The sequence below is a fragment of the Celeribacter litoreus genome (assembly GCF_020165855.1).
Classification (GTDB): domain Bacteria; phylum Pseudomonadota; class Alphaproteobacteria; order Rhodobacterales; family Rhodobacteraceae; genus Celeribacter; species Celeribacter litoreus.
Genome location: NZ_JAIUFY010000014.1, coordinates 553,980 through 576,567, shown reverse-complemented (window position 1 = coordinate 576,567; position 22,588 = coordinate 553,980). Strand labels below are relative to the sequence as shown.

The following is a 22,588-nucleotide window of genomic DNA, read 5'->3' as shown; positions in this document are numbered from 1 at the left end:
CGAGCACGGTGGGGAGGCGTGGCCAGATGAGTTTGGCCACTCCTTGTAGTCTGGGCCGCGTGTTAGCCAGTGCCTTCGAGGAAGGGTCTCAGCAGATTTGCGGTTTCATGGAAGCGGCCGACAAAGCTCTTTAGGCGTTCATGGGTCGGATGCAGGAGAACGTCATTGGGCGGGCCGTCTTCGGCGATGCAGCCCTGATCGAGGAAGATGACGCGATCCGCGATCTCGAAAGCGAAACCAAGTTCATGCGTCACGATCACCATGGTCATGCCCGACTTCGCGAGCTGCGTCATGGCCTTCATCACCTCACCGACCAACTCGGGATCGAGCGCGGAAGTCGGCTCGTCAAAGAGCATGACTTTCGGATGCATTGCCGAGGCACGTGCAATAGCGACACGTTGTTGCTGACCACCCGAGAGTTGTCGCGGGTATTTGTGTTCGTGACCTTCGAGGCCCATTTGGGCGAGAAGTGCCATCGCTTCTTCCTTGGTCTTCTCCGGATCGGCACGCTTTACAGTGACCGGGCCTTCCATGACGTTTTCGAGCGCCGTCATGTGCGGGAACAGGTTGAACTGCTGGAACACCATGCCTGTCTGGGACCGGATGCGGTTCACGTCACGCATGGGGACGGTGTTTGCGCCTGTATACATGCTCGGCTCCACACCCCGGTCGTCGCCGGCATTGTAGATGTCTTCACCTGCAATCGTGATCCGTCCGCCCGTCGGGGCGTTCAGGAGGTTGATGCAGCGAAGCAAACTGGTCTTGCCTGACCCTGAGGCTCCGATGAGGACAACAACCTCCCCTTCCATCACATCGAGATCAATGCCGCGCAGAACCGGCTTAATCCCGTAATGAAGGTGCAGTGCTTCGATCTGCAGAAGAGGCTCTTTCTTTTTGATATCAGCGCTCATTTCACGGTCTCCGAGATTTTTTCGAGTTTGCGTGACAGCAGTGTGAGCGGCACGAGGAGGACGAGGAACATGATGCCGACGAAGGTGTAGACCTCCATGGGGCGGTAGGTGAAGGAGCTCACATAGCTCGCCTGATAGAGAATATCGGGCACCGTGATCATCGACATGAGCGTGGTGTTCTTGATCTGGATGATCGACTGTCCGGCCAGCGGCGGGATCATGCGGCGGAAGGCCTGCGGCAGGATCACGCGGCGCATCCGTTGGTAGTAAGTCATGCCGAGCGCGGTCGTGGCATCGGTCTGACCGGGGTCAATCGACTGCACACCTGCACGGAGGATTTCGGCGTAGAATGCGGCAGCGTAAAGGCTCAGGCCTGCGAAACCCGCCCAGAACTTTGTGATCGAAAGTCCGGCGAAAATCGGAAAGGCGTAGTAGATCCAGAGCAGGATCACCAAGAGCGGAATATTGCGGAAAATCTCGACGTAGACACGTCCGATGGTGGTCAGAAGCCGAGAGCCAGTCAATTGCATCAGGCCGATGATCAGTCCGATGAAGAGGCCCGCGGAAATCGAGATTGCGGAGTAGAACAGCGTGACCAGCAATCCGTTCCAAAACAGTGGCCAATTCTGTATGATGACCGAGAAGTCGAACATATGCGTCTCCGGAATGCCGTTTGTCGGCAATTTTTATGTGCGAGGTAGAAAAGCCCGGTCGACCACAAGGGGAGGAAAGGCCGACCGGGAAGCGGCGTTAAGCGTTCAGATCAGAAGCTGAAGTTGGACGGCAGGATGGAGAGGTCGATCCCACGGTCTTCCCAGGACTGCTGGAGACGGCCTTGCGCCAGACCGAGGGAGCGCTGTTGCTGCACCCAATTGGTCAGGAAGTTGATGAAGCCAGCGTTGCCGGACTTACGTGCAACGGCGAGGGTTGCCGGGTTGCGGAGCATCGGTTCCGGAACGGATACGTCGCCAACAGCCATTTCGGACACCTGCAGGGCATCAAAAACGGAGAGAAGGATACCGTCGGCGCGACGTGCCTGGAGTTCCATGATGGCGAGGTTACGGTCTTCGACAACTGTGATGGTTGCCTTCGGCAGAAGCGCTTCAGCAACGATCTGCATGGTGGAGCCTTTCTGCACGACGACGGTTTTTTCCGGCGTGTTCAGTTCGGCCCATGTGTCGATCGGAGCGCCTTCAGGGGTCAGCATGGCCCATGCGTCGGTGAAGAGCGGCTCCCAGAGGTAGTCCACAACGAGACCACGGCTCGGGTTCGGGTTCACACCGATAGCAACGTCAATCTTGTTGGACTGGAAGTCGGCGGCGAGGTTGCCCCAGGTGGTTTCAACGGTCGTCAGTTCGACACCGAGAGCGTCTGCAACATCCTGCAGGAAATCGACGTAAAAGCCGCTCCATTCGCCCGTGGCCGGATCTTTGATGTAGCCCGGTTCCTCGCCGACCATGACGGGGATCTTCAGCTCACCTGAGGAGCGGATTTCGTTCAGGACTGCGGACGGGTCTTCCTGGGCAACTGCGCCTTGCGTTGCGCCCATGAGGCCGACACCGAGTGCGGCAGCCCGCAAGATGTTTCCAAATATAGACATGAGTGTTACTTTCCCTGTGCTTACTTTGTTTCTGAGTGCCAACGACCTGTTGGTCATTGACTGAGGAAACCTCGAGTGAGGGGGTCATCCTTCTCGAGGAAAAGTGTGCCCTGGGAAGTGATGTATGCGCTTCCCAGGATCACAACTTCATAACCATCCCGACCGTCTTGCGCGGTCTTTGCGTGGAGATTGGCCATAAATCCGACGCCGAAAATGTTCTCGGCGTGATAGGTGTCTTCCGGTTTCAATTGTCCGCGGATCTGGAGCTGCGCCATGCGTGCGCAGGTCCCCGTTCCGCAGGGTGAGCGGTCGAATTTATTCGGCGCGAGCACGAGGAAGTGCCGCGCGCGGTCCGGTGCTTGTTCTTCGTAAAACAGAACAGAAGGTGCGGGTGCATCGGCGAGGAGTAGATCGCCCTTCGTTGCCTCTGCAATTGCTGTCTTGATCTTCCAGCCGATTGAGAGAGCCTTCGAGGCATGCTCCGGTGAAAGGGTCAGCCCGACGTCGCGCGCATTGACCATAGCATACCACATGCCGCTGTAGAGGATATCACATGTGACGGAGCCAAGATCCGGCACATCGATTGAAAAGTCTTCAAAGCCCGTGAATGCTGGCACGTTGCGAAGGGAGACAGTCTCCAACTCTCCGTCATCGCCCCACTTCAGGTTAACCGTTACAACACCCGCAGGCGTTTCGAGCGTGAAACTGTCCCCCGTCTCGCGGCTGATTGCGCCAGTGTGTGCAAGGGTCTTCGCATATCCGATCGTCCCGTGACCGCACATGCCGAGGTAAACGTATGACGAGATAAAGATCGCGCCAAAATCTGCGACCTTCGAGGGGACAGGCACGAGGCCGACCATCGCAGCGTGGCCCCGCGGTTCATGGAGAAGCGCTGAACGCAGATGATCAAAACGGTCCTCGAAATCCATCCGCATCTCTTTAACCGTATCTCCCTTGAGCGAAGGGATTCCGCTCAGGATGACCCGGGTCGGGTGCCCTGCCGTATGGCTATCAATATAGGAAAAGGCACCCTCGAAAATGGTCATGCGGTGCCTTTCCCGAACTCGTCTTCGACAATTTCGCGCGCGGCCTGCCAGATTTTCTCGATCAACGCAGAAGACATTTCTTTCGCATCGGTCGGACGGTTTTCACAAATCGCTGAGATGATTTCTGCGGATTCATCAAAAGAAAGACGCACGAGATCCGGTGCAACTTTGTAAAGGAAGAAGCGATATCGCAGGGCTTGCTTCTCAAGCCCCTGCAACAGACGACGCAGGGTTTGATTGTCTGCAAGTTCATAAATGAGTTCGGAGCCGCGCACGTCAGCTGTGAAGAATGCGTGCGCATCGCCCGTCTCGCTTGCTGCGCGCATTTCTTCGAGCGCCTCCGCAAGTTCCTCTTTCAAGCCGGTGACTTGAGACCGCGCAGCGGCCTCGGACGCAAGCGCCTCAAGCGCGATCCGGCATGTATAGACCTCATCAAAATCGCGCAGCGACATTGGAGCGACCCAAATCCCTTTGCGTGCCTGGCGCACGACGAGACCTTCACGCTCCAATGTGCGGAGCGCGTCCCGAACTGGGGAGCGGCTCACACCATATTTCTCCGCGATGTCTTCTTCTGTCAGTCGTGCCTCGGGGGCGAGGCCGAGCGTCACAATCTCCTCTTCCAGCGCAGCCGCCAGATTGTCGGAGATCCCAGCAGAGAGGTTATGTGTTTTTCTGTTGTTCATGTGGACACCATACTGTGCTCTGTATACAATGCAATAGTCTTGAATGGATTTCTGCCGCTTTCCGCCAAATCGAAAGGCGGTCACGACAGCAACCAAACCCACCATAGGTCACAAATGGCCAATGCACACAATGCACAGCACTCAGCAGGAGACCGGAATGTATAGTGAAAAGATCGAACTCTTGATCGACGGGAAATGGCGTCAAGGAAGCGAGGGTAAAACCGAATCGCTCCTCGATCCGGCAACCGAAGAGGTGCTCGCGCAAGTTCCCCATGCGACTGCCGCCGATCTTGATGAAGCCCTCAACGCTGCCGCGAAGGGCTTTAAGGTTTGGAAGAAAAAGACTGCGATTGAACGCTACAACATCCTCGCGAAGGCCGCCGACCTGATCGACGCCCGAAAAGACGAGATCTCGAAGCTGCTTACCCTCGAAAACGGTAAACCGCTTACCGAGGCCACTGGCGAGGTCGCCTTCTCCGCAGAAGCGCTCCGCTTCTATGCAGAAGAAGGCAAGCGTGCTTACGGGCGTATCATCCCGTCCCGGACCCCGGGCGTGCGCCAGATCGTGACCAAAGAGCCAATCGGACCTGTTGCCGCCTTCACCGCGTGGAACTTCCCTGCCTCGAACGTCATTCGCAAAATCGGCGGCGCACTTGCAGCGGGATGCTCGATCATCATCAAACCTGCAGAAGAAACGCCCGGCACCGCCGTCGCCTTCGGACGCTGCCTCCAAGAAGCCGGCCTGCCGGATGGTGTGCTAAATATCGTCTTCGGGAACCCTGCTGACGTGTCCGCCCACCTGATCGCATCCGAGATTCCCAAGGCCGTGACACTCACCGGCTCGACCGCCGTTGGCAAACTCCTTCAGAAACAAGCTGCCGATACGCTCAAACGCTGTCACATGGAGTTGGGAGGCCATGCCCCTGTGATCGTGCATGAGGATGCCGATCTCGAAAAGACGCTCGATATGCTCGTCGCCTTCAAGTTCCGAAACGCCGGTCAGGTTTGCACGTCGCCGACACGCTTCTACTTCCACGAGTCAATTTACGAAAAGGCCGTCGCGGGGTTCGCCGAGCGCGCGAAGAAGGTCAAATTTGGCCATGGCCTCGAAGACGGCGTCCAAATGGGACCGATGATCGCGGAACGTCGCCTCGACGTCATGGAGGCGCTCGTGTCCGATGCCGTCGCAAAGGGCGCCACCCTGATGACCGGTGGCGAGCGCGTGGCCAACAAAGGGTATTTCTTCGCTCCGACCGTCCTTCGGGATGTGCCGGATGAGGCCCGCATCATGAGCGAAGAACCCTTCGGACCGATCGCACCCTGCACCTCGTTCTCCGATTTCGACACTTTGATGGAACGCGCCAACGCGCTGCCATATGGCCTCGCCTCTTTCGTCTTTACCAAAGACCTCACGCTCGCTCGCAGAACCGAGGAAGAACTCGAAGCGGGCATGGTCGGCGTCAACTTCATGGGGATCTCGACACCGGAGACTCCCTTTGGCGGCGTAAATGAATCTGGCGACGGCTCCGAAAGCGGCACCGAGGGTCTCGAAGCTTACATGCGCGTGAAATACGTCGCGGAACTCTAATATCCGCTCCTAAAGAGGCACTGGCGGCTTATCCCAATCGCTGCCAGTGCTGACAGTCCAGCTTCCTGAACGAGACTTTTCTGCTGCGGTCACACGATCACGCGTCGAAGGGTATGTCAGGAATCAAAGCGGACCTTCTCTGCAATCTGTTCGAATGGCAGGTTTGGGCCCAAAACGCTCTCTGCTGGTTGAGTCTCCTCATGCCTCATTCCCGAAAGAACTGGCTCTTGTCATGATCATCAGAAAAGCGACCAACACGCTTTTAAGACATTTCCTAAAATAACGAGAGAGGATCAAAGACGAAGGCAGGCATTCGTAGATGGATAAAATTTATCAATAACAAACGCCTACGCTCAGCCCATGGTGGCATACCAACAGCCGTGGGCTATCGGTTGAGAAGAAACCCAAACCGATCGTGCGATGGCATGCGCCGCCCTGAGCGACGCCACACAGTAAAGCAAAGCGCGCCAAGCACGACCTCGATGACGAGGGCGGTTGCGATACTGTCTCCCGGCCAGCCGTCGAGCGCAAAGGACACCCCACGTCCGAAAGCAAAGGCGAAGAATACGAGAGCGCCCAAGGCAGCGGAGAGACGCACGAGGTTCGGCCGGAAGGCCCCTGAGAAGATCACGGCGCCGAGGGCTGCAAGATTGGCGCCGGGGGCGCGGAGTTCACTGAGGCGAACCGGGTTCGCGCCGATGTCGAGACCGTAGCTTGTGTAAAAACCATGCGGCACGAAGGTGATAGCGAGACCGATCCCGAGGGCGGTCAGGCCAGCGGCACCGAGGGTGAGTTTTGGAAAGAGTGACATATGGGACTCCTTTCTGGAGATGGGGTCAGGCAGCATCTGCCCATGCGCCGGCACGGGCCGCGGACTGTGCGAAGGTGGTGAAATCACGGGGCTCGCGCCCGAGTGCGCGCTGAACGCCATCGGCAAGCGAGGCATTGCGCCCGTCGAGTGTCTCGCGGGCAATACCGGTCAGGACATCGGCGATCATTTTGCCTTGGCTCTGAAGAATAGCGGCATGAAAGTCGTCGAACGAGATCGGAACGTAGGCGATCTGCCGCCCGCTCTCACGCGACAGGATGTCTGCCATCTCGGCAAAGCGCATCAGGCGCGGGCCGGTCACTTCGTAGAGTTCGCCGTCATGACCGTCTTCGCTCAGCGCAGCCACAGCCACATCCGCAATATCGTCGACATCGACGATGGGCTCTTGGACATCCCCACCGGGCATCGGCAAGACACCCGCCATGACAGGCGCATGAAGTGCACCTTCGGAGAAGTTCTGCGCGAACCACGCGGCGCGCACGATGGTAAAGGGCAATCCGCACTGGCGAACGACCTCCTCCGCCTGCTGGGCGTGGTATTCCCCGCGACCGGTCAGAAGCACGAGTTTGCCAACACCGGCTTCACGGGCCTTCTCCACGAAGGCCGTGACAGTTTCCACAGCACCCGGAACGGCGATGTCGGGGTAGTAGGAGATATAGACGGCCCCAACGCCTTCGAGGGCGGGGCCCCACGTTTCGTGGGCATTCCAGTCAAACGGCTGGGCGGCCCGACGCGAGCCGCGGCGCACAGGCAGTCCGCGGGCCTCAAGGCGGTGTGCGATACGGGCGCCGGTCTTGCCGGTCGCTCCGAGAACGAGAATGGGTTTGGTTTGCATGATCAGTGTCCTTGGGTTCAGATGTGTTCTGTCGTTGTTGATGACCCAAGATCACCCGAAAGAACTGGATGAACCATTCTACAGCGTCCTGATATCTTAGCTGATCGTCCAAAGTGTCTGGACGTATGGTGAAATGACCGTCACTCTGCTTTTCATGACAGAGCCACATGTTCCCGACCCGTCCAAACTCGCGCAGCCCATCGGCGATCCGCTGGGTGAGATTTTGCACCTACTCAAACTGACCGGCACCTTCTACTGCCAGTCGCGCATGACCGCCCCATGGGGCATTGCGATCCCCGGCTTTCCCGATGTGATGAACTTTATCGTGGTGATGGACGGGCGGGCCTCGCTCAAAATCGGAGAGGATGCGCCCTTCGAGATTGAAAAAGGGGATTTGATCCTCATGACCCACGGCGCGCCCGTGACCCTGTTCAGCGGGCCGGAGGCGGAACTTCGGCAACTCGAAGACCTCCCGATCCGCAAGGTGACCGAACTCTACGAGACCTTGGAGTTCGGAGGAGGCGGGACTGAGAGCAGCATCATGTATGGTCTCGTGCGGCTCGACCACGCCTATAGCCCGATGTTGATGGCGCTTCTGCCGGACGTCTTGAAAATCGACCCGTGGGACGAAGAGGCCGGGAGTTGGCTCCAGGGCACACTCAGGTTCATCGCCAGCGAAGCGCGAGAGTTGCGCCCCGGCGGCGAAACCGTCATCACGCGGCTCGCGGATGTTGTCGTGATCGAAGCCATCCGGCGCTGGTTGCGCAGTTCACCAGATGCAAACCGTGGCTGGCTCAAGGCCGCACGCGACCCCAAGATCGGGCGGGCCATAGTTGCAATTCACCGCGATCCTGCCGCGGATTGGTCGGTGGACGTGTTGGCGCAAGTGGCAGGTCAATCGCGCTCGGCGTTTTCCGCGCGGTTCACCACGCTCGTCGGCACGCCCGTCATGCAATACCTCGCAGAATGGCGCATGAATCTCGCACGCCAGAAGCTTCGTGAAACACGTTTCCCGATTGCCACAATCGCGGCTGATCTGGGCTATCAATCAGAACCCGCATTCAACCGAGCCTTCAAGCGCGTTTTCGGGACGACGCCGGGTCAGGTTCGGCGAAACACATAAGGGGTTTCCAGTTTCTCCGGCCGCATTAAAGCATTCCGAAGTCATATTCGGTTTAGTTTTCATTCAGGCAATCTATGTTCTCGCCAGGAGACGGCAGGGAGCCAGACCTATGACACTTTTCTATGACACCCTCGCCTGCCGATAATGCCGATTTCGCCCATAAATCAGCAGTGAAACCCCTTATTTCATTGGGTCTATAAATCTTAACCTGACCCCAAAAACGGTCTCGAAAACCGTTGTCCCTTTACGGGGACCCAGGGCTCGAATCCCTGTCTCTCCGCCATTGCCCCACAAACAATGACGCTCAGAGCATAGAGATAGAACAGATTTCGCTCGGTCTTCAGACCATGCGTACTGAACAATCAGCGCTACGGCCTCAAGTGTTAGAAACTGTCGGGATTTCCCGCAAAGCGGGGCGGTCCCCTCTCGCCCAGTTTGCGAGATACTCGCGCATGTAGGCGACGAAGTTTTGTGCGGCGAGTTTGTTGCCCACCGGACCGGCGGTGATGGCGTAGATATCGAAGTTCACCTTGGGCGCGAGCGGTTTGACCACAAATCCGGGCGGGGTGCTGAAATAGGCGGTGAACTCGTCCACGATGGCGGCCATGCGCATCTGGCGGGCCAAGAGCGGGATGAGGATCAGAGAGTTCACGGCGATGGACGGATCGACCGTCATCCCCCGTTCCACCATTTCGTCCGACAGCACACGCCCGATCGGTCCCCGTGTCGTCGTGGCCAAGAGCGGCACGTTCCGCAAGTCGTCGAGCGAGACCTGATCCTTCGTGGCGATCTCCATTTCTTCGGGGACCAGCACCACGAGGCGCCCGCGTCCGAGGTGGCTCAATTGGACGTCCTCCGCGTGGATGCGTCCGGCGACGATACCGATCTCGGCCTGGCCGTTCTTCATCGCCTGAAGCTGTTGGCCGAGTGTGCCGACATCAACGGAGATGTGGAGATTGGGCATGTCGCTCTTGATCCGCGAGATCGCGCCGCTCACAAAATGCTGCGCGAGGAGGCCGACGGTCATCACGGAGAGGCGCGTGCCGGTGCCTTTACGGACGGCTTCGATCCGGTTTTCCAGCCGGTTCAGACCGTCATAGAGAAAGCGGCTTTCGTTATAAATTGAATCGGCCTCCGCCGTCGGAATGACCCGTCCACGGTCGAGAACGAACAGCGTGAGCCCCAAAGCTGCTTCAAAATCGCGCAAATGGCGGCTCACCGTCGGTTGGGAGAGCTTCATGCTCCGCGCGGCTGTGGTGATCGACTCGTGCTCATAAACGGCACAGAACACCTGTAAACGTTGGAGTGTTAGCGGTCGCATGTGTTAGGTGTCCCGTGAGTATATAGAAATATGCTATCTAAAAAGAAAAAATTTTCTATTTCTGCAAGCAGCAATGCACGGCACGTTTCCCAAAACGACAGACACAGGGACGTAAGCCTTAAATGCAGGCACCTATTATCATCGCCTTTACCCTTCTCACGCTCCTTGCGGGATCGGCCATTGCCTACGTGATCGGCGCGTCGGCGATCCTGACCTTTATCGCAGCGGACAAGGCAAACTACATGGCGGTCCTTCCGCAGCGTTTGTTTAGCCAGCTCGACTCCTTCGCCTTTCTCGCGATGCCGCTCTTTATCTTTGCGGGCGATCTGATGAACCGCGGGGGCCTCGCGACGGCGCTGATTGATTTCTGTATGTCGTTCCTCGGACGCCTCAAGGGCGGGTTGGGGCATGTGAACATCGCGACGTCCGTGTTCTTTGCGGGTGTGTCCGGTTCTGCCGTCTCCGATGCGGCGGCGCTCGGGAACTCGCTCGTCCCAGAGATGCAGCGCCGTGGCTATACGCTCGACTACGCGGCAGCGATCACGGGGGCGTCGTCCATTATCGGGCCGATCATCCCGCCGTCGTCGATCCTGATTTTCTATGGTGCTTTGATGGAAACCAACGTCACGGCGCTCTTTGCGGCAGGTATTTTGCCGGGTCTGCTCCTCGCGGCGGTGCTCATGGCGATGAACGCCTACTTCGCCCATCGGGACAATCACCCGGGCGGAAAGGACATGGATGTCCCGCCGTTCTTCCCGTCGCTCCTGCGGGCGCTGCCTGCGATGCTGCTGCCCTTCATCATCCTCGGCGGCACGCTGTTCGGCTTTATGACTCCCGCAGAGGCCGCCGCCGTCGCCGTCGTCGCCGCGCTGATCATCGGCTTCGCCTACGGCAAGCTGTCGCTCAAGGACGTCGGTGCGAGCCTCCAGCGCACGGGGGTCATGCTCGGCGGTTTGTTCATCCTTCTTTGTGCCATCTCGACCTTTAGCTACCTCGCCGCGCTGCTTCAGTGGCCGCAGGCGATCAAGGCGACCGTCGAAGGCTGGGGCCTCGGCCCGCTTCAGTATCTCATGCTGATCAACGCCATCTTCCTCGTGGCGGGCATGGCGATGGATGTGAAAGCGGCTGTGGCTCTCTTTGCTCCGATCTTTGTTCCGGTGGCTTTGGCACTGGGCATCGACCCGGTCCATCTTGGCATAGTTATCTGCTTCAACATCACCACCGGCCTTCTGTCCCCTCCGTTGGGCGCGGTGCTGTTGATGCTCTCTACGACGGTCAAGATGGACTACTGGCGCCTGATGCGCGCGACCTTTCCCTTCTTCGTCGCCGAAGTGCTGCTGCTCTTCGTGCTGACATACTTCCCCCAAATCTCTCTGGCCCTCCCCCGCATGCTGGGTCTGGCCTCATAAAAAAACCGACAGTGGAGTGACATGATGACCTTTCTGAAAACATTGACCTATGCGAGTTCCATCGCCCTGCTGGCCGCTGCGGCCCAAGCGGCGGAAGTCAAAATCGCGATGAACGGCGCGGACGATCCGGTGGCGAACGCAGAAGCCGCCTTTGCCCACGGGTTTGCCGATGCGCTCGAAGGCACCGAGTTCGAGGTAAAGATTTTCCCGTCCAATACCTTGGGCAGCGAGAGCGAGCGCTATGACCAGATTGCGCAGGGCCTCGTCGAGGTGAACCTCGCGACGACCTCAACCGCCTTCGGGATGTCCCCGCTCGTCAAAGGCGCGGCGATGCCGTTCTTCTTTGCGGATGCGACCGAGTTCGACAAAGTCATTGGCGAGAGCGACATCATGGACGAGATGAACGCCCCGCTGGTTGAAAACGGCGTGCGCATGGTCGGGTTCAACTTCATCGGTGTCGGCATCGGTATTCACAACGCGAAGAAACCGATCTCCAAACTCGCAGACATGCAGGGCATGCGCTTCCGCGCGCTCAATGCTGAACAGCTCGCGTTCCAAGAGGCCCTCGGCTCCAGCGGCACCATTGTGGCCTGGGCAGAGGTCGCAAACGCGATCCAAACCGGCGTGGCTGACGGCTACTTCAACCCGCCGAACTCCGCCATCCGCACGGGTCACACCGAGTTCCTCAAGCACTTCACCCCCGCGAACATCGCCCCGTCGATCCGCTCCGTGCTCATCTCCGAAGACTGGTACATGTCCCTGTCTGACGAGGAGAAGGCCGAAATCGATGCAGCGATTGAAGCAGGCATCAAAGCCAACCGCGATTGGGTGGAGGCATGGTCGACCGAGGTCCGCACCCGCCACGAAGCCGCAGGTGTAACCATCACCGAACTCGCCCCCGGCGAGCGTGAAAAGATGATCGCCCTGTCCGAAGGCGTCTGGGCCACGACCCTCAACCCTGAAGAGCTCAAGCTATGGACCGACGCGAAGGCGTCTGTTCAGTAACGACATAGGCCGCTCCCATGAGACACACCCTCACCAGCACCGTGATCAAGATTTCGAACCTGCTTGATCGCATCGCAACCTTGATTTCGGGGATCGCGTTGGTTGTCCTCGTGGGGGCGGTCATGCTTCAGGTCGTTGCGCGATATGTGTTCAAGCAGCCGCCTGTGTTTACCGAGGAACTCGCACGTTACGCGATGATCTGGGCGGGGCTGATCGGCGCGAGTATGTCGTTCAAGCGCCGCTTTGATCCGGCCTTGTTCAATGGCGCGACCCGCGGGCCTAAACTTTTGCTTCACGCTGCGAATGTTGCGAAGTCGCTCGTCGTCATTCTCTATCTCGCGCCGATCCTCTGGCACGTGTTCTTCGGCCCGGGGATGAACCCCGCGCGGGCGTTCATCACGCGACACAGCCGGACGATGGCCGACACTCTGCCCTTCACGACCTTCTGGGTGGCGATCGCCGTGCCTTTGATGATCGTCTTTATCTTCGTCCATCTCGCGGCGCGCTGGTCCGGTGATACCGGCATCGAGAAGCCGGAAGACGACGCCACCTAACATCCCATTTCACGAGCAGGAGATTTTCATGCAGGCGGACATTCTCATTCGCGGCGCCGATATTATTGACGGCACAGGCGCGCCTCGCCGCAAAGGTGATGTGGCGATATTGGGCGACCGGATTGTCGCCATTGGAGATCTCGGTCACTGGTCGGTGGGCAAGGTGATTGACGCCAAAGACCGCGTTCTCGCGCCGGGTTTCATTGATCCGCATGTGCACCACGACGGCGCACTGTTCACGCAGCCGGACATGGAATTCATGACGAGCCAAGGCGTCACCACAGTGATCAACGGCAACTGCGGGTTCTCCATCGCGCCCGTGACGCTTCAGGGCAAATTGCCGGACCAGTTGCGGATGATCATTGATGACCCGAGCCTCGTCTTCCCGACCTACGCCGCCTATCGCGACCGGATCGCGAATGAGCCGCCTGCGGTGAATGCCGCCTGTCTGATCGGGCATTCAACCCTGCGGATCAACGAGCTCGCGGACCTGAACCAACCCGCCGACGCGCAGCAACTCAAAGAGATGTGTCGCAAGCTTGACCAAGCCCTCGGCGAAGGGGCGATCGGTCTTTCGACTGGCCCCTTCTATCCGCCGTCCCGCGCGTCCACGACCGCAGAACTGATCGAGGTCGCCAAGGTCGCCCATGCACACGGCAAGCTCTACGTCACCCATATGCGCGACGAAGGCGACCGCGTGATCGAAGCGCTGGAAGAGACCTTTACCGTAGGGCGCGAAAGCTGCTGCGGGGTGCATGTGTCGCACCACAAATGCGCGGGCATGGCCAATCACGGCCTCTCCGAAGTCACCCTCGGGATGATTGACGCGGCGATGGCGAAACAAGACGTCGGCCTCGATACAACCCCGTGGGTGGCGTCCTCCACCATCCTCAACTCCGGCCGCCACCGTCAGGCCAGCCGAGTGATCGTCGCGGAATCCGCGCCGTTTCCCGAAATGGCGGGCCGCGATCTGAGCGACATCGCGGAGGAATGGGACGTCGATCTTGATACGGCGATGGAGCGGCTTTTGCCCGCGATGGGGGTGTTCTTCATCATGGATGAGGACGACGTGCAGCGGATTATGAGCTATAAGCACACGATCATCTGTTCTGATGGAATGCCCACCGGCAAACACCCGCACCCGCGTGTTTGGGGCACGTTCACCCGCGTTCTGGGCCGCTATGCGCGCGAGTTGAACCTCTTCTCTCTCGAAGAAGCGATCCGTCGCATGACCTCAATGCCAGCAGACCGTTTCGGTCTCGGCGGGCGCGGGCGGATCACTGTCGGCGGCTTCGCCGATCTCGTGATTTTCGATCCGGAAACGGTGGCCGAAGGCGCAACTTTTGAAACCCCCGTCCGCCCCTCCATCGGCATCGACCGCGTGTTCGTCAACGGCCGCGAAGTCTGGGTCAACGGCGAGAAAACCGGCGCCAGACCGGGCCGACCGCTCACGCAGACGGCGCCGACGTTGGTGGTTTAGGGACAACATACACCGCACCCTCACTCGAATTTTCGCGCGGCCTTTTCAGCGATGCCGGTGGCGCCAATGGTGATCCGTTCTGTCACCGCAGCGAGGTAGCCCGCGTAGACGAAAGGATCAAGTATCTGCGCGGCATCGCCGACGTTCGGATCTTAGAACCGCATGTCACGGACACAGAAGCTACCAAAACCAGCATCTTCGGCTTGCTTAGCGATCTGTTGGTGATCATTCAGCATTGGAAACGGGCTTTCGGGATAGGCTTCCAGCGGGGTGATCAGGCCGACAGAAAGTCGACCCACACAGAACACCCGCGAGATGCTTTGAGACATTGCAGTCGTATCCAGCATGAAAATTTAGTCTTCCTCTGCGCCCTCTTGCGGCCAAAGCACGTCAAGCTCGGACCGAGAGATGCGCCATTCGCCGTTCACGCGGACATAATCATCCAGATAGCGCCCGAGCAGCAGGAAAGGATGCTGCGGGCCGGGGCGATCCGTGACGAAGTCCAGCAGATAGCAGCTGCCCGTCGCAGTATCGGGGCCGGTCAGGGTGATCTCATGGTTGGCGATGGCGTGGACAAAGGGGAAATGCCCCGCCTCGCGGCTGTCGAACATCTGATAGGCGCCACGCAGGCTCGTCTTGATCTCGTCCAGCCCCTTCATCGAGCCGACGGTCACGGCCACTTCGGCGTCATCGGTGAAAACCTCGCCCATGCGGTCGGCCTCGTTGCCGTCCAAAAGGGCGCTGTAATGCTGGCGCAGGGCACGGATGTCTTCGCGATCGAGCATCGCGGTGATGCGTTCCTCGCGGACGGTGTCCAACACGGACAGCGGTGTCATGTCATTCATTGGTTTCGTCTCTCTCTTGATCCCATGTCGGGAAATCGGTGTATCCGGTGGTACCTGTGCCACCGTAGAAGGCATCCCGCGAGGGGGTGGTGATAGGCCAGCCGTTCTGCATCCGCTCAACCAGATCGGGGTTGGAGATAAAGGGCTTGCCGAAAGCGATCAGGTCCAGTGCGCCGTCCGTGAGCGCCTGTTCGCCCGTGGCTTGCGTAAAGCCGCCCGCCGCGATCAGGGTGCCGGTGAAGCTTTTGCAGAATTGCGCCGGAAAGCCTTCGGGCATCGCTTCGCCACCGATGGTCAGCTGATCGCTGAGGTGGACATAGGCCGGCTGGCGCCCTTCCAGCGCCTCGGCCACGGCCAGCCACGTCTCTGCTTCGCCTTCAAAGGCACTCATCCCGGACAATCGCCCGAACGGAGAAATCCGGACGCCCGTGCGGTCCATGCCAATCTCGGCGGCCACGGCGTCTATGGTCTCCAGCAGAAATCGCATCCGGTTCTCGATGCTGCCGCCGTAACGGTCGGTGCGATGGTTGGACCCCGCGTTCAGGAACTGTTCGAACAGGTAGCTGTTGGCCCCGTGAATTTCGACGCCATCAAAGCCCGCGCGGATGGCGCGTTTGGCGGCTGCAACGAAATCGGCCGTGACACGCGCGATCTCTTCGGTCCCGAGCGCGCGGGGCGTGGAGGCAGGTTGCTGACCCGTCGCGCCGTCCGGTCCGATGGCAAAGGAAAACGCGCCTTCGCCACGCAGCGCACTGGCCGACACCGGCGCAGCCCCGTCTGGCTGCAGGGAAACATGCGACACACGGCCGACGTGCCAAAGCTGCACAAAGATGCGCCCGCCACGATCATGCACTGCCTTGGTGACTTTGGCCCAACCCGCTTCTTGCTCATCCGTGTAGATGCCGGGGGTGTAGAGATAGCCGTTGCCTTCTTGGCTAACGGGCGCGCCTTCGGTGATCAACAGACCAGCACTGGCGCGTTGCGCATAATAGAGCGCTGTTTGGTCATCCGGCACGCCGGTCATCGCGCGGGAGCGGGTCATCGGTGCCATGACGACGCGGTTCGGCAGGGTCAGCCCCGCCAGATCGTAAGGGGTAAAAAGTTGGGACATCTCAGATCCTTTCCGTAAGGGAGGAGAAGCGCGGGGTGGCGCGATGTGGTTCACACTGGCGGCGCGGACCCGCTCGAACGGTCCATCTCGGTGCTGATCTCTGCTTTGTGCAGGCTGTGGTGTGTCATCGGGCCTTCCTTTTAGACCCGTAATCTATTGATCTCTTCGCAGAAGATAATATGCTTATTATTTCATTCATTCCGTCCTCAGATTCCATAATGTCTCATGCAGATGATCCCTTTTCCGGGGTGCGCGAGTTTGTCGAAGCCGTGCGTTCCGGGTCCTTTACCGCAGCAGGCCTCGTGCTTGGGCTCACCGGATCGGCGGTGGGCAAAAGCGTTTCCCGACTGGAGGCGCGTCTCGGCACACAGCTCTTGCATCGCACCACACGACGACTGTCCCTGACGGCAGAGGGACAGCGCTATTTCGACGGCTGGGTGGCGATCCTGTCAGATGTCGAGGGGCTCGAAAACTCGGTCACGGAGGGCAGCGGAAAAATCTCGGGGCGGCTGAACATCCACTTGCCTGCGGCTTTCGGGCGGCGGCATGTGATGCCTGTCCTGATGCAACTGGCACGGGCCCATCCCGCGCTCAACCTTGAGGTTAGCTTTACCGAGCGGCGGATCAACCTCATCGACGCGGGTGTGGACCTCGTAGTTCGGATCGGGGCACTGAGCGATGACGCCGACCTCATGGCGCGAAGACTGGGGCGGCAACGGCTGGTGATCTGTGCCAGTCCTGCCTACCTCGCCCGGCACGGAGCGCCGCAAACCGCCGCCGAACTGACGGAGCGGGATTGCATCATCGGCACCCGGCGCGAAGGTGTACCAGCGTCGTGGCTGCTGCGTCAGCCCGATGGCACACTGACAGCCCAACCGATCAGGGCGCGTCACGAGTTCAGCGATGGCGACGCGATGCTGGGCGCTGTGATCGCAGGCGGCGGGCTGTCACAATTGCCGACATGGCTGGTCAGCAATGCGCTTGCAACCGGCGCACTGGTACCGGTGCTGGAGGACTATTCCGGAGCCGAGATGCCCATTCACGCCGTCTGGCCGCGCTCGCGCTACCTCAAACCCGGCCAGCGCGCGCTGATCGATGCTTTGGTCGCCGATTCATCGCGCGCTGAGGCAGGGTATTGGTTGTAGCAATGAGGACGCTCGTTGTCCGCACGCGAGACGGAAGGTCCTGGGACTGTTCGCCGGCTAGGCATTGCGTGAATTAACGATTTGAGCCGACACTGGCACTTAGCTACCGCTGCTTTAAGGGACCAGGTAGGATTGGTCATTGAGGCAGGAGACGGAGTAGCGATTTTCGGCGCTAGCTGAGACGCAAACTTCATGCTCCTCCCTGAATTTGCCGTTTTGCTCGTAAAATGTAAGATTTGACCTACTTGGTGCTAAAACGGTTTTCCGCTCTGGCAGCTGATCGCGGGCCGCAATTGAGTTCGAAAACGGAAATAATGGAGGGATCATGTTTTCTAAAATCGTCGTGCCCGTCGATCTTCCCCATGTCGAATAGCTCGCCGGGTTCGCGAAAGAAGGCACCGAAACGTATAATCTGACTACGGACAGCCAAATGATCGTCAGGCTCGTCCAACATTAATCCCTACTCACGCACACATCTAACTCCACAAGGAACGAAAGGAGGCCAGATGGCCGACCAATCACCTCAGGACCTTACACCGGAGGGTATCCCCTCTCCCGAAGGCGAAGTTGAAATCATCGATACCGAGTACGAAATCGGACAGGACAACGTGGAAGGCAGTCTCGGTCCCTTCGGTTTTGACATCCACAATCCCGTCTTTCTCGTGTCCGGTCTCGCGATCGTCGCCTTTGTTTTCTACACGCTCGCCCTACCCGATCAATCCGGCGCGCTTTTCAGTTGGCTGTTCAGCTCTGTAACCAAAGGCTTTGACTGGTTCTTCCTCGGGGCCGCGAACATCTTTGTACTGTTCTGCCTCGTGCTGATCGTCACCCCTTGGGGAAATGTGCGGCTTGGCGGGACAGAGGCGACGCCGGATTATAGCTATATCGGCTGGTTCGCGATGCTCTTTGCTGCGGGGATGGGCATCGGACTTATGTTCTACGGCGTCTCCGAGCCGATGAGCCACTTCTCTTCCTCACTCGGCGGCACCGCCATGGAGGATGGCGTTCGGACGGACTGGGCACCCTTGGGCGCTGCGGCCGGCAACGAAGCCGATGCCGTGCGTCTCGGGATGGCGGCGACGATTTTCCACTGGGGCCTTCACCCTTGGGCGATCTACGCGATCGTGGCGCTCGCCTTGGCGCTTTTCAGCTATAACAAGGGGCTTCCCCTCACCATCCGATCCGCCTTTTATCCGATCTTCGGTGATGCTGTTTGGGGATGGGTGGGCCATATCATCGACATCCTGGCCGTTTTCGCCACACTGTTCGGCCTTGCCACGTCCCTCGGGTTCGGGGCAACGCAGGCGAACGCCGGACTGAATGAGTTGTTCGGGCTTCCTGTTGGCCCCACCACAGAAGTGATCCTGATTTCTGCGATCACAGCCATCGCACTCGTGTCCGTTTTGCGCGGCCTCGACGGCGGGGTGAAAATCCTGTCCGAGGTGAATATGGGTCTGGCTTTCCTGCTTCTGATCTTTGTTCTGCTGATCGGACCGACCGCCTACCTCATCAAGCTCTTCGGCAGCTCGCTTTTGGCCTACATCGAATATCTTCCGGCCCTGTCGAACCCGGTCGGGCGCGAGGATGTGAACTTCAGCCAGGGCTGGACGTCCTTCTACTGGGCGTGGTGGATCAGTTGGTCTCCGTTCGTCGGCATGTTCATTGCGCGTGTGAGCCGAGGCCGCACAGTGCGCGAATTCGTTGTGTGCGTGCTCCTGATCCCGTCTTTGGTCTGTGTGCTCTGGATGTCGGTCTTTGGCGGCACCGCTTTGCATCAGGTCATTTCTGACGGATATACGGTGGCACAAGACGCGGCTTTGGAACTCAAGCTCTTCAAGATGCTGGACGTGATGCCACTCAGCGCGATCACCTCGCTCGTCGGGATTATTCTCGTCGTTGTCTTCTTCGTGACGTCTTCGGACTCCGGATCTCTTGTGATCGACACAATCACAGCCGGCGGGAAAATCGACGCACCTGTGCCGCAGCGGGCGTTCTGGTGCATTTTCGAAGGCGCCGTGGCGATTGTGCTTCTTCTGAGCGCGGGCGGACTGCAATCGCTGCAATCCATGGTCATCTCGACCGGCTTGCCGTTTACCGTCGTGCTGTTGCTGATGTGTTTCGCAATTGCGCGCGGCCTGCACGCAGAACGACAAGTGGGCGACTGAAAAGAGACACTGGGGCCACGACACTGGCCCCAGTGCGATCATCACTGAACGAAAACAGGGTTCACTAAAACAGCGTTTCGGGCTGGGACCGGGCCTGCGCTGCGACAGACATGAAATGCAGATCGGGGCCAAGCGGGTCTTGGCCCCGACCTGCATCGCAGCCTCTATTCGTGCCAGTTCTTACGCTGTGGCAACTAAGGTGGTTACTTCTCGACGAGCCGCATGGTCAAGGACGCACCGCCGCCTTGTATGTCGAAAAGGCGGTCAATGTTCGGATGCGCGCCAGGTCTGTTCCGCGCGTCCTCGGTATGCTCCGCAAAGACAGCCAGTCCGTGTGCCGCAGCTTCGGCATTCAGAACCCCAAACGTCGCGAGCAGGTATTGGTAGACCGCCAAGGACCCTTGCTTGCCCGGTTGGTTCTCTATGGACGCGACCACATCGCCTGCGGCATCCACCATCTCCAATCTCTCAATCCCGTCAATGGATGGCATGTTCTGGAGGTTCTCCCTAAACGAGGAAACGGGCTGAATCATCGGGCGGTCCTTTCAATTGCTATTCCGAACAGCCCATACCAAACGAAAGGAAGCCAAGCCAAGTGCATGGTCCCACATGGGCGTTCGTGCATGACAGGCCTTTTCTCTATAGAGGTAATGGTTTCCGGAGTTGCAGCGCTTTGAACCAGAGCATTTAGGGGGCGTTTGATGTTCTAGCCCCCCCATTCATTAAAAAAATCCCTGAAGCTGCAGAACTCACTGACGCGGAACGCGGCGTAGCGCGTGAAAAGAACGGTGAAACAGAGGGCACAAATGCCTGCTATGGTCACGAAAATAATCATAAAATTCAGCGTAGGCTTGTCCTCGTGTTATGCCCCGGCCCATGATGCCCGCGCGCGTCCGTAGGGGCGTGACCAAAGGCCCCAGTTTCTCGACCCACGGAGACAACCGCATGTCAGATCAAACCATTGCTGCCGGTTTCGCGAAGGCATTTCTTGAGTACGCGGTGGCAGAAGGTGCGCCGCGTGAGGGCTTGCTCGCCGCTGCGGCGTTGGTGGAAGATGATCTGACGGATCAGGACGCACGCCTTCCCGCACAGTCCTATCACGCCATGATTGGTGCGGGGATTGAGGCCACTGGCGACACCTCCCTGCTGTTGCGCCATGTGCTCGACACCCGACTGGAGACAATGTCCATCGTTGGCCAGATCGTCCATGCCTCCACCTCCTTTCCGCATAGTCTTGGCCAGTTGAACCGTTACGCGCGCCTGATGGCGGATGTGCCGATCCCCGGCGGGCGCGACCGGTTCGAGATCACACATGAGGGAGAAGAAGTCTGGCTGGTCGATCACCGTCCCGGCGATGGGACATGGATGGCCACAGAATCGAGTTTTGCGCGCTTTATCTCAGAGTTTCGCCGCTCTGCGCCGGAATACCCGTTCGAACAGGCGCTCGAAGTCACCTACGCGCCGCCGCCCCATGCCGACCGCTACCCCGATCTCTTCCGCGTGCCGGTCACTTTCGGTGCCGTGCGCAATGCTCTCCGGATCAATCCGGTCTGGCTCGACGCGCATTTCGATGGGGGGAAGGATTACGTTTTCGGTGTCTTCACGCGGCATGCGGACGGGCTTTTGAATGAACTCGTCACACGGGACACCGTGCGCTCCTCCGTCGAGATGCGAATGCTGGCCGATCTTCACGAAGGGTCGCTGTCTATGGACCTCATTGCGCGTGATTTGGGGATGAGCCGCCAGACGCTCTACCGCCGTCTCAAAGAAGAAGGCGTCACCTTCGCACAGGTCCACGACGATCTGCGCCATCGGATGGCGATGGATTATCTGAGTGCGCGCAAAGTGTCTGTCGGTGAGACGGCGTATCTTCTCGGGTTCTCAGAGGCCTCCGCCTTTGTCCGCGCGTTCCGGCGCTGGACTGGGCAAAGCCCGACCGCGTGGCTCGGCAATTGATGCGTGAGGTCAATCCGTTGATCGCTGCGGTCATGCCCTGACTCGGCGGGGACGGGTAGATCCTCCCTCGACATGAACACAGGCGAAGGAGATACGACTTGAAACCGATTATGATTGCCCCGCTACTTCTGACCACCCTGCTCGGGGCTTGTGCAGAGATGGGGACGGATGTGGACCCGATCCTCGATGGCGCCCCCACAGCGCAATATGAGGCCGACCTTGCCGAATGCCGTAGCCTCGCGCGAAGCCAGTCGCAGCTTGATCAAGAAACCATGGCCGCCGCCGTGATTGGTGCGGGGATTGGCGGTCTGCTGGGAGAGGCCGATGATGATGGCGACGCTTTGGGCGGAGCAATTGCGGGCGCTTTGGCGGGCGCGGCAATGGGCGTCTCCGAGGCGAGCGACACGCGCGAAACCGTCGTTCTGAACTGCCTGCGTGGCCGTGGTCACGCCGTCGTAAACTGAGGAAGAACGCCATGCACGCCACCCACACCCGTATGACCGACCTGCACCAACTGCTCACCGGCGGCCCGCTACGATTGAGCGAGGGTCGGGCACGCGGGCCTAAGTGGTCCATTCTGGTGCGCCTGTTGCGGAGAATCCGTCGATGACCCAATTTCTCGCATACGCCTACGCGGGGCTCGCCACCCTGCCCGCGGTGATGCATCTGGCCGTTGCGGCCGGTTGCCCGCTCGGGCGGCTGACGGTGGGCGGTCGGTTCCCTGGCCGTCTTCCCCCGCTGTGGCGTGGATTGGCTCTGGTGCAGGCGGCGCTGCTCGGGGGGATGGCTGGCGCCGTTCTCGCCCGCGCCGGTGTCGCCGCAGCACCCCTCGCGCCGCTATTCTGGCCCGCACTTGCGCTCACTCTGCTGTCGCTTGTGGCCAACGCGGCGAGCCCGTCGCGTCCGGAACGCCTGCTCTGGACGCCAATCCTGTTCCTCATGACTGCCGCCGCACTCGGCGTCGGTTTCCTCTAACCAACGG

At 59.4% G+C, this 22,588-nt stretch carries 23 protein-coding genes; 11 read left to right on the top strand and 12 right to left on the bottom strand.

The window, feature by feature from the left end; genetic code table 11:
* Window positions 1–62: 62 nt before the first annotated feature.
* From LA304_RS16350 to LA304_RS16330, 5 genes are all read right to left on the bottom strand, one after another.
* Complete coding sequence (locus tag LA304_RS16350) at window positions 63–911, bottom strand: amino acid ABC transporter ATP-binding protein (RefSeq protein WP_224504238.1); 849 nt, start codon at window positions 909–911, stop codon at window positions 63–65.
* Window positions 908–1,564 (bottom strand): amino acid ABC transporter permease, encoded by a 657-nt coding sequence (locus LA304_RS16345; protein WP_224504237.1) that lies wholly within the window; start codon window positions 1,562–1,564, stop codon window positions 908–910. Before LA304_RS16345 ends, LA304_RS16350 begins: the two co-directional genes overlap by 4 nt.
* Window positions 1,565–1,674: 110 nt before the next feature.
* Window positions 1,675–2,511, bottom strand: a complete 837-nt coding sequence (locus tag LA304_RS16340) for a transporter substrate-binding domain-containing protein (protein ID WP_224504236.1) — start codon at window positions 2,509–2,511, stop codon at window positions 1,675–1,677.
* Window positions 2,512–2,564: 53 nt separating this feature from the next.
* Window positions 2,565–3,557, bottom strand: coding sequence for a proline racemase family protein (locus LA304_RS16335; RefSeq protein ID WP_224504235.1), 993 nt, complete (start codon window positions 3,555–3,557; stop codon window positions 2,565–2,567).
* The gene (locus LA304_RS16330) at window positions 3,554–4,240 is read right to left on the bottom strand and encodes a GntR family transcriptional regulator (RefSeq protein ID WP_224504234.1); all 687 of its coding nucleotides are present in this window, start codon (window positions 4,238–4,240) and stop codon (window positions 3,554–3,556) included. Before LA304_RS16330 ends, LA304_RS16335 begins: the two co-directional genes overlap by 4 nt.
* Before the next feature lie 157 nt (window positions 4,241–4,397).
* Here LA304_RS16330 and LA304_RS16325 point away from each other — a divergent pair, with 157 nt between their 5' ends.
* Complete coding sequence (locus LA304_RS16325) at window positions 4,398–5,828, top strand: NAD-dependent succinate-semialdehyde dehydrogenase (protein ID WP_224504233.1); 1,431 nt, start codon at window positions 4,398–4,400, stop codon at window positions 5,826–5,828.
* Window positions 5,829–6,213: 385 nt separating this feature from the next.
* Here LA304_RS16325 and LA304_RS16320 read toward each other — a convergent pair whose 3' ends face one another.
* Window positions 6,214–6,639 (bottom strand): DUF4345 domain-containing protein, encoded by a 426-nt coding sequence (locus LA304_RS16320; protein WP_224504232.1) that lies wholly within the window; start codon window positions 6,637–6,639, stop codon window positions 6,214–6,216.
* Window positions 6,640–6,664: 25 nt separating this feature from the next.
* Window positions 6,665–7,492, bottom strand: a complete 828-nt coding sequence (locus LA304_RS16315; RefSeq protein WP_224504231.1) for an NmrA family NAD(P)-binding protein — start codon at window positions 7,490–7,492, stop codon at window positions 6,665–6,667.
* A 133-nt stretch (window positions 7,493–7,625) separates the two neighbouring features.
* On the opposite strand from LA304_RS16315, the gene LA304_RS16310 reads away from it, so the two are divergent.
* Entirely contained in the window at window positions 7,626–8,615 is a 990-nt protein-coding gene (locus tag LA304_RS16310) for an AraC family transcriptional regulator (protein ID WP_224504230.1), read from the top strand.
* Window positions 8,616–8,991: 376 nt separating this feature from the next.
* Here LA304_RS16310 and LA304_RS16305 read toward each other — a convergent pair whose 3' ends face one another.
* The gene (locus tag LA304_RS16305; RefSeq protein WP_224504229.1) at window positions 8,992–9,936 is read right to left on the bottom strand and encodes a LysR family transcriptional regulator; all 945 of its coding nucleotides are present in this window, start codon (window positions 9,934–9,936) and stop codon (window positions 8,992–8,994) included.
* Window positions 9,937–10,058: 122 nt separating this feature from the next.
* Between LA304_RS16305 and LA304_RS16300 the strand changes: the two genes are divergently transcribed.
* The 4 genes from LA304_RS16300 to LA304_RS16285 are packed head-to-tail and all read left to right on the top strand — an operon-like array spanning window position 10,059 to window position 14,384.
* Window positions 10,059–11,345, top strand: coding sequence for a TRAP transporter large permease (locus tag LA304_RS16300; RefSeq protein ID WP_224504228.1), 1,287 nt, complete (start codon window positions 10,059–10,061; stop codon window positions 11,343–11,345).
* A gap of 24 nt (window positions 11,346–11,369) precedes the next feature.
* Window positions 11,370–12,350, top strand: coding sequence for a TRAP transporter substrate-binding protein (locus LA304_RS16295; RefSeq protein WP_224504227.1), 981 nt, complete (start codon window positions 11,370–11,372; stop codon window positions 12,348–12,350).
* Between the two features lie 17 nt (window positions 12,351–12,367).
* A complete protein-coding gene (locus LA304_RS16290) occupies window positions 12,368–12,904 on the top strand; it encodes a TRAP transporter small permease (RefSeq protein WP_224504226.1) in 537 nt (178 codons plus the stop codon).
* Between the two features lie 28 nt (window positions 12,905–12,932).
* Window positions 12,933–14,384, top strand: a complete 1,452-nt coding sequence (locus tag LA304_RS16285; RefSeq protein ID WP_224504225.1) for an N-acyl-D-amino-acid deacylase family protein — start codon at window positions 12,933–12,935, stop codon at window positions 14,382–14,384.
* A gap of 152 nt (window positions 14,385–14,536) precedes the next feature.
* Here LA304_RS16285 and LA304_RS16280 read toward each other — a convergent pair whose 3' ends face one another.
* Genes LA304_RS16280 through LA304_RS16270 form a run of 3 tightly spaced genes read right to left on the bottom strand, consistent with a single transcriptional unit; the run spans window position 14,537 to window position 16,340 of the window.
* On the bottom strand, window positions 14,537–14,731 hold the full coding sequence (locus tag LA304_RS16280; protein WP_224504224.1) for a hypothetical protein: 195 nt from the start codon (window positions 14,729–14,731) through the stop codon (window positions 14,537–14,539).
* A gap of 6 nt (window positions 14,732–14,737) precedes the next feature.
* On the bottom strand, window positions 14,738–15,229 hold the full coding sequence (locus LA304_RS16275) for a nuclear transport factor 2 family protein (protein ID WP_224504223.1): 492 nt from the start codon (window positions 15,227–15,229) through the stop codon (window positions 14,738–14,740).
* A complete protein-coding gene (locus LA304_RS16270; RefSeq protein ID WP_224504222.1) occupies window positions 15,222–16,340 on the bottom strand; it encodes an alkene reductase in 1,119 nt (372 codons plus the stop codon). The genes LA304_RS16275 and LA304_RS16270 overlap by 8 nt, the downstream gene beginning before the upstream one ends.
* 179 nt (window positions 16,341–16,519) lie before the next feature.
* Between LA304_RS16270 and LA304_RS16265 the strand changes: the two genes are divergently transcribed.
* Window positions 16,520–17,485: a LysR substrate-binding domain-containing protein gene (locus LA304_RS16265; RefSeq protein ID WP_224504221.1), complete on the top strand. Its 966-nt coding sequence runs from the start codon at window positions 16,520–16,522 to the stop codon at window positions 17,483–17,485.
* A 506-nt stretch (window positions 17,486–17,991) separates the two neighbouring features.
* The gene (locus tag LA304_RS16260; RefSeq protein WP_224504220.1) at window positions 17,992–19,650 is read left to right on the top strand and encodes a BCCT family transporter; all 1,659 of its coding nucleotides are present in this window, start codon (window positions 17,992–17,994) and stop codon (window positions 19,648–19,650) included.
* Between the two features lie 203 nt (window positions 19,651–19,853).
* Here the strand turns inward: LA304_RS16260 and LA304_RS16255 are convergent, their stop codons facing one another.
* The gene (locus tag LA304_RS16255; RefSeq protein WP_224504219.1) at window positions 19,854–20,183 is read right to left on the bottom strand and encodes a DUF2322 family protein; all 330 of its coding nucleotides are present in this window, start codon (window positions 20,181–20,183) and stop codon (window positions 19,854–19,856) included.
* Between the two features lie 412 nt (window positions 20,184–20,595).
* Here LA304_RS16255 and LA304_RS16250 point away from each other — a divergent pair, with 412 nt between their 5' ends.
* The 3 genes from LA304_RS16250 to LA304_RS16240 all read left to right on the top strand — a co-directional run bounded on the left by LA304_RS16250 (window position 20,596) and on the right by LA304_RS16240 (window position 22,581).
* On the top strand, window positions 20,596–21,606 hold the full coding sequence (locus LA304_RS16250) for an AraC family transcriptional regulator (RefSeq protein ID WP_224504218.1): 1,011 nt from the start codon (window positions 20,596–20,598) through the stop codon (window positions 21,604–21,606).
* Window positions 21,607–21,704: 98 nt separating this feature from the next.
* Window positions 21,705–22,070 carry a glycine zipper family protein gene (locus LA304_RS16245; protein ID WP_224504217.1) on the top strand — a complete coding sequence of 122 codons (366 nt, stop codon included), beginning with the start codon at window positions 21,705–21,707 and terminating at the stop codon, window positions 22,068–22,070.
* A 142-nt stretch (window positions 22,071–22,212) separates the two neighbouring features.
* Entirely contained in the window at window positions 22,213–22,581 is a 369-nt protein-coding gene (locus LA304_RS16240; RefSeq protein WP_224504216.1) for a hypothetical protein, read from the top strand.
* Window positions 22,582–22,588: the final 7 nt, after the last annotated feature.